Raw genomic sequence first — 13,887 nt, 5'->3', positions numbered from 1 at the left:
TCTTATTATTCGTTAGGTTAAATGCAGTTAAGGATCAGTTTTTCTTGGAATTTTTCATTGATTGAGCGCCAAGTTTGTTCAAAATGAGCATGATTAAGCGCATCAAAAATAAATAGACCTAAAAAGTCAGTGCAATGGGCGGAGGCGGCTTTAAAGTTACCCACATCGACAGCAATGTGTTTGAGGCGAATTTGCTCATCAGAAAAGTCGTCGTTGTGGGCTGTTTGGGTAATAAAGCCCGACAAATTAGAGCGAATACCAATTAGCCCAGATAAATTATTTGGTTTATCAATTGGTTGAGCTATGAGTTGTGCTTCATTGGCCTCAAGCGCAATCACAGCTTGGCTGTAATTGATGCCATATTGAGATTCGATCATCCAAACAATGCCACCGCCGCCTGGGCGCAGACCGACTTCACAAAATACAATTTCTTGTTTTTCGGTGACAAAACACTCCAAATGAGTGACGCCATTTTGTAACTCAAAAGCCTGATTAACTTGGTCTGAAAATGCAATTAAGCGATTGCGTAGTTGCTCGTCTTCAACGATGACACTGACAAACGGAGTACCAGCACTAAAATCAACGTTACTCATACCCGGTAAATAAGCCGCAGCAGCTGTGAGTCTGGTTTGGCCATCAATCACAAGCGCATTGACATGAAACAGTTGGCCATCGATAAATTCTTCGGCTTCATAATGTTGGATTTCATTACTATTTTCTTGATACCAGGCATCAAGTTCTTGTGGATGGCTTACAAACGTCACTTGTTTGCTGCCAAAGCCTGCGCGAGGTTTAATCACAATTTGGCCAAATTGTTTTAAAATGGCAGTGACTTGAGCTTTGTCCTGACATTCGCAGAACAAAGGCACACGAATATTGAACGGCTGTAATTGCGCCTTCATTTTCACTTTGTCTCGAAACCATTCTGCTTGCGCAGGTTGCATGCCAGTTAAATTGAGTTGTGCTCTTAATTCTGCGGCCAAACTAACATTGGATTCGTCAACTGTAGCGACACCACAAAATTGATGTTGTTGATGTAATTGCGCCACCGTTTGTTTTAATGCATCTTCGTCAGACCAACGCACAGTCACCAATTCCAAGTTGCCAGCTAACTGGGCAAGCTGCTTTTGATTACCACGGTCAACCAATAGTACGGTTTTAAAAGGTAAGTCTTGGAAAATCGACTGACCGTTTATGGTGTGGAAACTTTTTAAGTCTCCTCTAGCTAATACAAGTAATGTTTTCATAATATTCTCTTTTATTTTTTATAAGTTAAGCTGCTGATGGTTGCGTTGCTTGCTGACGTCGTTGCATCGCTTTGTTTTGCAAATAAGGGGGGTAATACTCACTAAATACAATGGCACTACTTAAAATGACGTAGGTAGTGATCAATGTGAGCCACGGGAATTGATATTCAAACATCATCACCATGCCATTAGTGGCAAAACAACAAGCCCAAAAACCGGATACTCGATTATTGATGCTGAGAAATAGCGGGTGGTGCCAAAACTCTTCCGGAGTATTCATTTTTGAATGTGTCATGGTAAAGGGGTGTTTAAATACAATGGTTGCAAAGGCAGTTAGAGCAAATACGCCGTAGCAAATCTGCGCTCCGTATTGCAGTGCCCAGTAAACCCAGCCAAACACACTGTTTAAAAATAGGGCGACAAAAATAATGGATGAAGCCCAAGACAGCGGATTGCCAGCTTTTAAGTACTGCCAACCAAAATAGGTGTGCAAAATAAAAAAGCTAATCCAAGCAACATTAATTAGTTCTAAAGTACCAAAGCGCAGCACTAAACTAAAAATAATCCACGGGCCAACACCCAATAATAATTTACGCAGCATCAGACACCTCCAAAATTGGCGTTAGCAAACCGCGGCAGTACAAAACCCCCGAATCATCTGAAATCGAGAAAAGCGTTTTATCTAATTGCTGGTTTTTAAATTCACAACGGTAGTGTTTATGCGGCACCATGGCATTATTAAAGCGAATGTTTTCTAAGCTATATTCGCAGCGGATCAGCGGTTTGGCTTGGGTTAAGTTACTGCTTACCAAGTTGATAATGAGCGATGCTGGCACTACGGCAAAGCCAGGAAAATGCTCAGCTAGTAATGAGCATCGATCATTGATTTGAAAGCTAAATCCATCCTCAGGGTTAGTTGATGGCTGTACTAATTCAAACAAACTATCGCAGAGTAATGCGTGCTGCGGGCTATATAATGGTGCTATGTTTTTATTCATTTGGAGCTCCTTCATAATAAAGCCACTGTAATTTCGGCATTGGCTAAAGGGGTGTTATCACGTTGATCAAACACGTTTATTTTGACTCTAGCGCTATGGCCAAAGGGTTCCGCGCAGCAATGTACGTCATAATGAGCAAGCTCAATATTGGCAAATGCTTGAAATGATTTGATGCACACGGGCAATACTCGAGCCTGTGCTTGTTTGGCGTTGGGGATAACGGTTCGGCCCAAACGCACGGCACTTTGGTGAATACCTTCGAGTAATAACGCATCGGCAGTAAGCTGCATGTTGCCTTGGTATTTATCTAACCGAAGCGAACCTGTTGCTTGGCCTGCCTCGTTGAATGCAAGTGGGCCACAAATATCTAAAAATTGACTGTTCATCTTGGTTCCTAAATTAGCGGCGATCGACTATGGTGCGATGTTTGTTGCGTTCTGATAGTGTGGCTGCTTGTGGTGGCGCACAAACGACAGAGACAGTACCTGCGCGTTTATCAAGCGCTTCGCGAAAGTCTTCTAATTGGCATAGCTGTGCTTCAAAGGTTTGGCATTGTGCCAGGCTGAGGCCATCAACTAACAAGGTGATCACCAAGTTATCCCGCCCTTGCTCATCGGTATCGAGAGCAACTTCAATTAAAACGTCTTTTTGCGCTAAAAACTCACTCGCAAGTGTGGTGATGGTGCTGCATTTAATTAAATTACCAATGAAGTTAAAGCTGTTATCAGCTCTATCTAAATTGTCTAAAAAAATCTTATTAGCCAATGAGATAAAGTTAAATTGATCACCAGTGTCATAGCGTACAACAGGTGTTGGCAAGTTTGGATTTAAGCTAGTAACTAACAGACGACCTTGTGCGCTTTTTTCAAGGAAGTAAGCATAATCACGTACTTGGTATTTTCCGTTAAATTGCTCTACCGCGACAAAACCACATTCAGATAAACCGTAACAGCCAATAATGCGCACACCTGGAAAAATAGCTTTTAATACATTCGCTTTTGCTTCACCCATGCACTCGCCAGTAAATAAAATGCGTTTAATATTTAAGGTGATACCACTGTCTTTGACTGCATTAGCCATTTGAATCAAAGTGCCAGGAGTGCCAACTAATACATTCACCTCTGCGTTTGCCATAAATGTCAGTTGATTATGGAGATGATCGGTATTGAGCGAGCCAAGAGGGATCACTGAGCAATAACATGCTTCTAAAATTCGGTTAAACCCTTGGTGTAGCAAAGAATACATGCCAACCATAAAAAGGTTGACCACTACATCGCCAGGATTAAGCGCGCCCGCCATGCGCAGCTCAGTAATAAGTTGAATGTCATCTTCACTTGGACGGCTTCCGGGTGTATTGGTGCGCTCCAAAATGAGCTTGCTTGGCCCAGTTGTGCCACTTGAACCGCCAATTAAGACAGGTACTTCTGTATGTTGCTTAAATGCCTGTTGGGCCAGCTCAGTATATTGGCTACCATTCATGGTCGGAACCAGAGCTGCAAACTCATCATATGAACTGATTTTGGGTGCCGCTTCTGTATTGTTGCTTTTTAAAGCCCAAAGTTTGTCGACAATTGCTTGAATTTTATCGGCATCAAACGGTGTATGTTGGATATCGACGGTTTTTTCAGCTATCGCTGGTACTGGTTTTTCGATTGAGATAGTCATATTTGTTAACTCTAATGGGTTGTTTGTAGCGCTTGGGCCACAACCGAATCGGTTTGATTAAGGTGTAGTAGTGAGAAATCGACTTTGCCGTTTTCAGTTCTTGGTAGTTTGTTGATAAAACGCACCTGCGAACGTTTACCTCGCAGTGTTTCGGTCATCATATTTGTGAGCATCGAGCGAAAATTTTCACATTGGCTTTGTGATTCAACAAAGGCACATAAATCGCCTTTTTTATTCGTCACATAACCAACACCAGATACGCCTTTTTGCATTAATAGTTGATTGGTAACTGAATTAAGAGGCACGAGCTCGCCATTTACTTTGATGGTGTGACTATTACGGCCAACCCAGTACCATAAGTGATCGCTGCCTTGATAAAATAAATCGCCACTATTTATCCAGCGTGATGGTTGAATAATAGAACCATCATCTTGCAGGTAACCTTCCATGGCGTAAGGGGTGTGATACCACAAAGAGCCAATGCCATTTTCAACATTTTTTAAGCGGCATTTTATAGCGGGGTCAACGGGGTAACCCGCTGCAATTGTGCCTTTAAATGTCATGGCCTCTAAGTTGTTGCGGGCAACAAGTTCAACCGCAAATAAGCGAGGAGCGGACTCCGTTTGTCCTAAGTTATTCCAAAACTGGCTTGCCCAAGGTAATAAATCAGCAGCTTGCTGGTTGATTAACCGGTCTGAAGCATTGATTAAAATTAATCGTTTACTGTCAAACTGGTTTATTTGCCAAGTATCTTTAAGCTCGGTGCTCCAATCTCCGAGCAGTGGCAGCACAGTGACCTGATGTTGTTGAACATAACTTGCCACTAAACTTGGCATGACAAATTCGCCATAGCTGATATGACTATCAGACCATAACGTACAGAGCGTACTTGATAAGCCATACATAAATTGCAGTGGAAAAACGCAATAAGTGTGGTCATCTCGCTCAAGTTGTAAGTAATTGGCCACCACTTTGGCATTGGCAATTAGCGTTTGCTCGTTGTGAATAACGCGTTTAGCTTTACCTGTTGTCCCTGAGGTGCAAAAAATAAAACGCGCACTTTCTGTCGAGCTATTTAAATTTATATTGCCAAAACAAGGTGTGGATATTTCTAGATCTATTTTGAGTACTTCACCGCTCCAAAAGCGGTTTGGACTCTGATGGCCGTTGGGAATAATCATCGGACCTAAAAGTGCAGGTTCGAGACCATCTAATAGTTTTTGTAGCCCTCTGGGGGATACAATTGCAACCATTAAGCCAAAATGAGATGCAACAAAATAAGCCATTAAGGTTTGAATAGGCGTAAATGTACAAAAAACATGGAGTTTTTTCTTATCGACAGATGCAAGTTCGCTTTTTTCTAACTCAGATAAAACAGCTGCAACCGCCTGTGCGTTAAGCACACATTCTTTATATTGCGCAGACCAACTGGCTTGCTGATGAAGGAAATCAATAAAGCGCATCATGCATCCTTAACCAAGCATTGCTGGATTTTGTAAAACCAAAGAAGCTGCCAAGCCACCCATACCAAACGAGTTTTTGAGCACATTTTTTGATTTTGTGTACTGCGTTTTAGCAACTACAGGCACTTTTATAGCCGGATCTTGCTGCTCTAGATTGGTAACCGCGGGAATAAAATCATCACGAAATGAAGCGATAACGCCTAATACTTCCATCGCACCGGCAGCAGCAATTAAATGGCCATGCATTGATTTAGTTGAGGTAACAGGTGGTACGTTTCCTTCGCCAAAGATTTCTCTAAGCACGGTGGTTTCGTGTAAATCATTTAACTTAGTTGAGGTACCATGTGCATTGATGAACGAATACTGATCTAAAGGTAAATCAGCTTCTTTCATTGCACGTTCCATACATAAACGCATTTCGCGTCCTTCGGTGTGCGGTGCCACAATATGCTGAGCAGCTAAGCTTGCGCCGTATCCCATAATTCGGCATAAATTATTGCCATTACGAGCATTAACTACAGTTTCTTTTTCTAAAATAAATAACACTGAACCTTCGGCAGGCATAAAACCTGAACGACGGATATCAAATGGGCGTGAACGTTCGGTGCCTGCCAGTAATGGGTCAACACAGACAGCACCAACAGCTTCTAGTTGCGCTAAGTTAAACGGAGTAATTTTTGCAGATACGCCGCCAACAATCATTGCATCAGCTTTGCCATCTAAAATTGCCTGGCGAGCCATACCTAATGCTTGTAGTGAAGCAGAGCATAAACCGACATGGCAACGGGTATAACCAGTAAATGGAATTCGACGCTGAATAGTGCGGATCACTGAGCTAACATCGAGGTCTATCATTTCAGATACTCTGAAATATTCGGTCGCTTTGGCCACTACTTTTTCGCGGTTATTAATGTCATCACTACCAACCATGTTAGTTAATTCAACACAGCGTTCAGGGTCAATTGATGGTTCATCAACACCAATAATGCAGCCAATACGGCTAGGATCGTAATTCGCTAGCGGATTATATTGCGACAGCAATTGCTCGGTTGCGACATCCGCATAAAGTAATTCTCCTGGTCTGCTGGCGCGTTTAGATGCTTTCGGCCAATGAATATTGTCATTACCAAGGTGAGGCACACCTGCCCATTTTGTATGGTAGGTACTGGTATCAAATTTTTTAATTGCACGAATGCCCGAAATACCATGCTGTAAATGATGGCTAATTTCATCTAATGTATGGCCAAGCGGTGTCACTGCGCCGTAAGCACTAATACAAATATTGTTATTCATTATTGAGCCTCCAAAGTTGATGGATTCATTGGTAAGGAATTGTGGCGTAACTTCTTAATCACTATGTATCCAATCCCTACGCCAAAACCTGCGCCGTTGATTAATACAGTTGCACCGGTTGGAATTGCCGGATCACTGAGAGCCGTCACTAAGTCCAAGGCATTATTTGCTTTACTGGTATAGCCAAATAACGATTTGTAGTTATGTTGTGGTGTATTTGGAAATACCGACTCAATAGCTGCAAGTTCATTGGCATCATTGCTTTTAACGCCATTGCAATAAGTCACAATCACATCTGGTGTAATGCCATTTACTGCTACATCTTGTAATAACGAAGTCCAATCTTGTTCGCTTGGAAATGGCGCGGCGTTATAACGGCTCGACACTCGCAAAACTTGCGCTAAGGCGTTGTCACCCTCAGTTAGGTTATCAAGCAGTAAAACCGCAGAACCGTATGATGGATTAACCGTGCCCGCTTCGCTTTGTGGGTCTAACAGGCCTAACTTGCCAAAAATTACTAACGAATCAAAATTACGCATACTGGCTGCTGCTACTACAACACCTTGCTGCGCCCTGTTGGCTGCAATATCTGACATTGCATCTTCAATGGCATATAAGCCTGATAATGACATGCCGCGAATTGGGTAGCCGCCGCCCCTTAAGCCCATGCGCTTGGAGGCGTGATAAAGCGGGTTAGTAGATAAAAATCGCATCATATTGATTGGATTTGTCATGCCGCTCAGTATTCCAAGATTTTTCATTGCGGTATTGGCATCACCAAAACGGTCAATGAGTTTGCTCAGTGCACTAAAGCTATATTCAGCCACGCCATCGGTACCGGCATAAAGTGGAGTCGCTTCTGCGTTATCTAGACCCGCAAGTTTGTTGGCATGGCTTAGCATGTCGCCACTGGCATTTAAAATGCTGGTGGCTAAATCATTTAAAATTGAGCGGTCTTCCCGGGCAATCGCGTGGCGCTCAAGCTGATTTAGCTTGAGATTGGCTGCTTGGTAGATATCAACATCAGACAAATCAATTTGCTTTGGCGGCGCAAGGAACGCCGCATTTAAAGCATTTAAATCTTGATATTGTTCTGTGTGGATCCCGGTCGCTCTGATATAAACTGGATTCATCATCGAACTCCCATCATTAATTAGATTTGCGCTAGGCGATGTTGCACATAATCAACACTGAAAAGGTTATGCAGTGCTTCGGCGCTTAATTGGTCATCTGTGATAGGGTGAAAGCCTTCAAAAATAGTTGTTAATTGCGCTTTACCTGCTTCAGTCCACTGACCAGCTTGATAAAACTCAGGGTTATCCATCATTGAGTTGATTGGCCATAATTGGTCTGGGGTAAAATCTTTTGCTGATTCACTTTTTAGTTCGAAGGCAAAATCAACAAAATCTAATGATGACATTGAGTAATCATTAAAAAGTGAGCGTGAAAATTCGATTTCACTGATGTCGTCGATATACATAACGTTTGCAGCAATAGTAGCGATTGATTGAGTGTTCATAGTTTTTTACCTTATTTAAGTTTTAAGTTTTAAGTTTTAAGTTTTAAGTTTTAAGTTTTAAGTTTTAAGTTTTAAGTTGTTGTTATAAAACGGGTTGACCATTGGTCAGTGCTAATGTGATACCTGTGGTTTTGATGTCTCCGCGGATGAACGCCATCGCAGTATTGGCAACATCTTCCACTTTGAGCACTTCTCGCAGTGGTAATGCTTTTAGAATTTCTTTTTCTCGACCTTGGGCAAATTGCTGAAACATCGGGGTATCAACAAAGGCTGGGGCAATACATAAAGTACGCACTTTAAAGCGGGCTATTTCTAGGGTTAATGTGGCAGTAAAGCGCTCTAATGCTGCTTTTGCGCTACCATAGGCAGCATTGCCAGGGCGAGGAAATTTAGCCGCAATTGAGCTGATATTGATAATCGAGCCTTGGCGTTTTTCCATCATTAATTGAGCAACTTTGCTACAAATTGTCGCTGGTGATAGAAAATTAACGGTATGTACGTGTGCCAGTGCCGCACCTACATCACCTAAAGACAAGGCATCATGGGTGATCCCTGCTACGTTGATTAGCACATCAGGTGTATCTGCACTCGTTAAAGCAGCTGTGAAGGCGTTAACGGCTTGTGCATCGGCTAAATTAAGTTGTTTAGCAGTACATTGAGTCCCCATTGCGGCACACAAGGTGTCAGCTTTGTCTGAATTACTGTTATAGGTAAATTCAACGGTAAATTGATTGGCAATTAATTGTTTGATGATGCCTTCACCAATGGCGGATGTACCGCCGATTACAAGTGCTTTCATTTTTTAGTTCCTATAAATTGTTGTTATTTTTTCAATTCTTTAATTAATTTTTGGATGAGTACGTCAATGAAATTAGCTGGTTGTGGTTCATTCTTTTTATCTGCAGTTGGGCGCTCGTTACACTCAGGGAATGGGTCACATACATAACTGTTTTGAGTGGTTGTTGTTGCTGTTGACTCGTCTGCTTGTGCGCTATTAATAGGTGTAAAAGTAATTACTGCGCTTAAAAGTAACGTGGCTGTTAGTGTTGTTTTTGCCGAAGTCAAAGTAGTTAATTTCATTGTGCAATCCTGTTTTATCTTATTGTTAGGTTAGCCAGCGTATTGTTGTTTTCGCTGGGAGTGATTGCATTGTTGGTGTGAGAAAGTATGAAGTCCTTGCGAAAACCCCCTGCTTTACTGTTGTTTTTATAACTGTTAAATATCAATAACTTGAGTTGTCACTCAGAAAAACCAAATGTTTTTATGTGCTTTTTATGAGTGTTTTTAGGGACTTTTATCGTGAAATAAGGGCAGAACTGACCGAGTTATCAATTAAAGAAAGAAAACGGCATCAATCAAAAGCGGGTATTTGGCTATGGTAAAAAGATATGGATTGTTTTTAAGTTGAATGGGTCGTATGGCTATGATTTTTATTTACCAAAATCGAGGATACGAAAAAATACAGGCTAACTGATGGATAAAGTCAGGTTTGTATTGCTTGAACTGGCCACCTAAAAATATCACCAGAACTACAACATTATATTTTGTTTTTAGGGGTGAACTTTGATGTATCGTATGTTGTTTTTATAGCTAATTTAGGATGTTAAAATCGCAAAAACGAAGGTATTCTTTTGCTTTTTTTCGAACAATAAGCCGCTAAATTTAATGTCTTGTGATGGTCAAGATTTTTGTTTTTAGCTATGAGCCTGCTCTGTGCATTAATTCGCCATAGCCTTGCTCTTGGCGATTCAATTTATCTTGTTATCAATGACATTATCTTGTTCGAGAAAGAATGATTTAAGACGGATTTTATTTAATGGCTTTAATAGCTCACTTTGTTCTGGGTAAGGTAATTTCTAAGTTTCTGAATTAAAGCTAAATATCAAATGTTCTCTCTAGCTAGATAGTGTTAAGGGAACATGCAAGTTAAACCAATACCTTAACGTTAAACTTAGTTGCCTTAGATAGATTTATGATCCAGTTTTGAGGTTTTGATTGGCTTGGTGATGAAGTTTGCAGGGAGTGTTAAAGTCTAAGGTTAGGCTTAAATTGTTAGCTCAGTTATGAGTAAACTGAGTATAGTTTAGGTTTGAAGCCAGTTTAATAATTGAAGAGCGCTGTTACGCGCTCAGAGGGAGAGGCTCGGATGGAGCAACGTCAAAAAGAGTGTTCGATGTTGCCGGGAAAAAGTGAAAGCACCTAATATCGGTCGGTTCAGGGTGTTGTTTATCTAATGTAATCGCTAAACGATGTTGCTGGCTGATTGGCCAAAGATAACATTGCCAATGTTTATCGCGGTCGATAAATTCAGTCGCCAACTGTAGTTGCGCCTTTATATGACCTGGCTGACAAGTAATCGACTGTAATGGTGTGGTTAACCCTGCGCCAGTTGCTTTGACAAAAGACTCTTTTAATGTCCAGTAATCGAAGAAGCGACGATGCTGTGCTGGGCCAGTGAAACTTGCGATATCAGTTAGTTCTTGCTGGTTAAAAACCGTTTCACCCATTTTGAGTAATGAAGGTTTATATCTGATTTTTTCGACATCGATACCAATTTGAGCTTGTTTAGTAATGGCACACATTACAAAATCTGCGCTATGTGAGAGATTAAACGATAACTCACACTCAGGTGACGCAATGCTGGGTTTACCATGTAGAGACTTCTTAAATACAATTTCTAATGGGTCAACCGTGAGGTACTTCGCTAAAGCATAGCGAGCCAATGCACGCGTTACTAATTTGGTATGGCGTTCAAGTGGGCGTTTGCATTGTAAAATGGTTTGATGCTCTTCAACCGTGACTAAACTTTGCAACTGCGCGAGTGTACTTGGGTCTTGCAATTGCATTGGAAATGCTTGCCAAACATCCACTTGGTTTTTATTTAAAGACAAGGTGTTATTCATGTTTTTACACTCTTAGTGTGGGCTTTTTAGGGCTAGCAGCAAAGCCGCTAACCCGTTTTTTAAATTATTCAGCAAGTAACTGCTCTAGGTCGCTGCGAATTAAAATTTGTGGATTAAACAGTTTCTCGGGTATTTCCATCGCTTGGGTTTGGCGATAATGAATTACGGTTTTATTATCGGTTTTCATTTGATCTTGTAAGGTCATTGCTACTACACGAGTTTCGCCATCACGTTCGCCTCGGGTAAAGGTGGCGGTTTTAGCTAACATGCCAGAGCGCAGGTATAAATCGGCGCTAATCGGAAATGAGTCTTGGCTATTAAGGGTTAGCTCAATTTTTTGGTAGCTGGCGGCATCAGTTTTTGCTTCAAGGGTAAAATGAAGCGTTGAATCAGTTTGTTGCTGCGCGGTCACTTGATATTGTTTGCTCCAGCTTAATGTTGCAATATCACCGAGCGCTGCATCACCGAGTAGTTTTTGCATTGGGGTAATACGAATTGGGCGGCGGCTTTTCGGCATAAACATCCAAAAATCTTTGCCTTTCATTAATACTTTTTGTCCTGCATCGGCTGGTGATTGAAACACCACCAATGAGCGCTCTTGCGTACCTGCAAATACTTTGTAAAGGCGGGTTTTTTGTAGTTGTTCGGCTTTAAAAACTTCGACCTCACAGTTAATAACCGCAGATTCGTTTTTAACGCGATACTGTTCTGCTTTTTCTAAAATTTGCAATGTATCAAGCGGTGCTGCTTCTAATGTGCCGATACTTAATAGACCGATTGTGAGTAAGGTGCTTAGGCGTATTTTTTTATTTAAATGACTGAAAAACATAATATGATCCTTTGATTTGAGGGAGGTTGGCGCATGGTTAAACATGAGCCAATGCATCCGTAATATTTTTATTACAACCAGTATTCGCTGCTTTTAAAGCTGCTAACATACAAATCACGGTTAAAATTAAGCTGGTGGCAATGGCAAGTGGCCATGAGAACTCAATCATTAACGGGTAACCTTGGCTGCTACCTGGTGGTGGTGGCATCTCTAAACCAAAAACCAGTAATGCCCAAGTCGTGACACCCGATAACACCACACCTAACGCCGCACCCATCAGGCCAATAATGCAGGACTCTAAAGCGAAGTTACGGATGATTTCGCTTTTGTAGCTGCCCATTGCGGCAATAGTGCCAATTTCACGAGTACGTTCAGCCACTGTCATGCCCATGGTGTTAGAGATAGAGAAAAACACTACTAAAATCATAATGAAACCGAGTAAACCAAAGATACGATTATATAAATCACGTACTGATTGATAGTAAAATGCACGTTGCCACCAAGGCGTGAATAACAGTGAACTATCACGGGCCGCATAGTCGTTTAATTTGCTTTGCGTTTTTTCAATATCGAATAAATACACTGCTAAGCTGCTCACTTTGTCTGTATTAATCAGTGATTTTGCATTTTCAATGTCGATATAAAGTTGGCGTTTATCAAGGTCTGGTACGCCAGTGGTATAAATTCCTTTTACGCTAAAATCATAGGCATTTAATGCGCCTTCTGTGGTGGTGCTGAGTAAGGTAATCACGTCACCAACTTTTACCTTTAAGCTGCGGGCTAAACCTTGCGCTAAGACAACTTGTGGTAAATCTGTTTCATTAGTAAAGCTTGATAAGGCGCTGCCTTCGAGCATATTCAAAAATGGCCCTTTGACTCTAAATTCGTGCGCTTCAACACCGAGACCGATAAAAATAGCGCTTTTATCACCGTTCGACACCAAACCATTAAAGTTGATGCGGGGCAACACAGCTTTTACTTCGTCATCGGCGAGCATTTGGTCACGAATACTTTCAAATCCGGCTAGACCAAATTCCATTGGCGCATCTTCTTCATCGGTAAAAAACTTCGGGTGGCTAATGGTCATGTTACCTTCATCACGCGCGGCTTTTTCAGCCAATGAGTGGTAAGTAAATAATGCAAAACCGCTACTCGTTAAAATGGCTGTCATGGCAATTGCTGTAACTAAAATGGTGAAAAATGAACGGCGACCATTACGCAAAACGTTCAAAAAAGCATAGTTTAACCAAAGCATAAAGCCTCCGAAGTGTGGTTGTGTGAAACAGGGTGTAAAGGAGTGGTGGTTTGCTCAACAATGTTGCCATCACTTAAGGTTAAAATTCGGTCACAGCGGTCTGTCATACGGTGATCGTGTGTCGCAATTAAAAAGGTGCAACCGAGTTGTTTACCTAAAGTGCGCATTAAATCAATCACTAAGTGTGCTGTTTCAGTATCAAGGTTTGCTGTTGGTTCATCAGCAATAATGAGTGCTGGTTCTTTTACTAAGGCGCGGGCAATCGCAACACGCTGTTGTTGACCTCCGGATAATTGGTCGGGACGTTGCTTGGCAAATTTTGCTAAACCAACGGCTTCAATCATTTTTGCTACACGTTTGTAACGCTCGCTTTTGCTGATGCCCAACATTAATAATGGATATTCTATATTTTCGAACGCAGTCATCACCGGAATTAAGTTATAACGCTGAAAAATAAAGCCTATTTTTTCGCGGCGTAGTTGGGTTAATGCTTTTTTATTGTGCGGTACTAGCTCGTTGTCGAGGTAAATTTTACCTTGATACTCAGGATCTAATAGGCCGCAGATATTAAGCAGCGTTGATTTACCGCTCCCAGAAGGACCGCATAACGCCACGGTCGTTCCTTTTTCAATGTGGCCTTGTACGCTTTTCAAAGCGTGAACCTGATTGTGAGCAGTACAATAAGATTTAGTTAACTCTTCAAAGCGTAACATGG

General features: G+C 41.5%; 15 protein-coding genes. All 15 read right to left on the bottom strand.

The features are described 5' to 3' along the window. Positions 1-17 precede the first annotated feature (17 nt). The 15 genes from PTUN_RS17815 to PTUN_RS17745 all read right to left on the bottom strand — a co-directional run bounded on the left by PTUN_RS17815 (position 18) and on the right by PTUN_RS17745 (position 13,885). Complete coding sequence (locus PTUN_RS17815; protein WP_009838934.1) at positions 18-1,247, bottom strand: ATP-grasp domain-containing protein; 1,230 nt, start codon at positions 1,245-1,247, stop codon at positions 18-20. 25 nt (positions 1,248-1,272) lie between these two features. Next, positions 1,273-1,848, bottom strand: coding sequence for a hypothetical protein (locus tag PTUN_RS17810; protein ID WP_009838935.1), 576 nt, complete (start codon positions 1,846-1,848; stop codon positions 1,273-1,275). Beyond that, a complete protein-coding gene (locus tag PTUN_RS17805) occupies positions 1,838-2,245 on the bottom strand; it encodes a hypothetical protein (protein ID WP_096035260.1) in 408 nt (135 codons plus the stop codon). Before PTUN_RS17805 ends, PTUN_RS17810 begins: the two co-directional genes overlap by 11 nt. Before the next feature lie 11 nt (positions 2,246-2,256). Continuing rightward, entirely contained in the window at positions 2,257-2,631 is a 375-nt protein-coding gene (locus PTUN_RS17800; protein ID WP_009838937.1) for a hypothetical protein, read from the bottom strand. Positions 2,632-2,644: 13 nt separating this feature from the next. Continuing rightward, a complete protein-coding gene (locus tag PTUN_RS17795) occupies positions 2,645-3,910 on the bottom strand; it encodes a phenylacetate--CoA ligase family protein (RefSeq protein WP_009838938.1) in 1,266 nt (421 codons plus the stop codon). Positions 3,911-3,921: 11 nt separating this feature from the next. Further along, positions 3,922-5,376 carry an AMP-binding protein gene (locus PTUN_RS17790; RefSeq protein ID WP_009838939.1) on the bottom strand — a complete coding sequence of 485 codons (1,455 nt, stop codon included), beginning with the start codon at positions 5,374-5,376 and terminating at the stop codon, positions 3,922-3,924. Between the two features lie 6 nt (positions 5,377-5,382). Beyond that, positions 5,383-6,666, bottom strand: a complete 1,284-nt coding sequence (locus tag PTUN_RS17785) for a beta-ketoacyl-[acyl-carrier-protein] synthase family protein (protein ID WP_009838940.1) — start codon at positions 6,664-6,666, stop codon at positions 5,383-5,385. Next, on the bottom strand, positions 6,666-7,802 hold the full coding sequence (locus PTUN_RS17780) for a beta-ketoacyl-[acyl-carrier-protein] synthase family protein (protein WP_232285015.1): 1,137 nt from the start codon (positions 7,800-7,802) through the stop codon (positions 6,666-6,668). The genes PTUN_RS17785 and PTUN_RS17780 overlap by 1 nt, the downstream gene beginning before the upstream one ends. 17 nt (positions 7,803-7,819) lie before the next feature. Then, the gene (locus tag PTUN_RS17775) at positions 7,820-8,185 is read right to left on the bottom strand and encodes a hypothetical protein (protein ID WP_009838942.1); all 366 of its coding nucleotides are present in this window, start codon (positions 8,183-8,185) and stop codon (positions 7,820-7,822) included. 82 nt (positions 8,186-8,267) lie between these two features. Continuing rightward, the gene (locus PTUN_RS17770) at positions 8,268-8,984 is read right to left on the bottom strand and encodes an SDR family NAD(P)-dependent oxidoreductase (RefSeq protein WP_009838943.1); all 717 of its coding nucleotides are present in this window, start codon (positions 8,982-8,984) and stop codon (positions 8,268-8,270) included. 23 nt (positions 8,985-9,007) lie between these two features. Beyond that, positions 9,008-9,265: a hypothetical protein gene (locus PTUN_RS17765; protein ID WP_009838944.1), complete on the bottom strand. Its 258-nt coding sequence runs from the start codon at positions 9,263-9,265 to the stop codon at positions 9,008-9,010. A gap of 1,040 nt (positions 9,266-10,305) precedes the next feature. Then, entirely contained in the window at positions 10,306-11,088 is a 783-nt protein-coding gene (locus tag PTUN_RS17760) for a 4'-phosphopantetheinyl transferase family protein (protein WP_009838945.1), read from the bottom strand. A gap of 64 nt (positions 11,089-11,152) precedes the next feature. Beyond that, on the bottom strand, positions 11,153-11,917 hold the full coding sequence (locus tag PTUN_RS17755) for an outer membrane lipoprotein-sorting protein (protein ID WP_040643984.1): 765 nt from the start codon (positions 11,915-11,917) through the stop codon (positions 11,153-11,155). Positions 11,918-11,954: 37 nt separating this feature from the next. After that, positions 11,955-13,172, bottom strand: a complete 1,218-nt coding sequence (locus PTUN_RS17750; protein ID WP_009838947.1) for an ABC transporter permease — start codon at positions 13,170-13,172, stop codon at positions 11,955-11,957. Next, positions 13,160-13,885 carry an ABC transporter ATP-binding protein gene (locus tag PTUN_RS17745; protein ID WP_009838948.1) on the bottom strand — a complete coding sequence of 242 codons (726 nt, stop codon included), beginning with the start codon at positions 13,883-13,885 and terminating at the stop codon, positions 13,160-13,162. Before PTUN_RS17745 ends, PTUN_RS17750 begins: the two co-directional genes overlap by 13 nt. Between the last annotated feature and the right edge of the window lie 2 nt (positions 13,886-13,887).

This window comes from Pseudoalteromonas tunicata, from assembly GCF_002310815.1.
Classification (GTDB): Bacteria; Pseudomonadota; Gammaproteobacteria; order Enterobacterales; family Alteromonadaceae; genus Pseudoalteromonas; species Pseudoalteromonas tunicata.
Note: the sequence above shows the minus strand (reverse complement) of the source record. Positions and strands in the feature narration are given on the sequence as shown.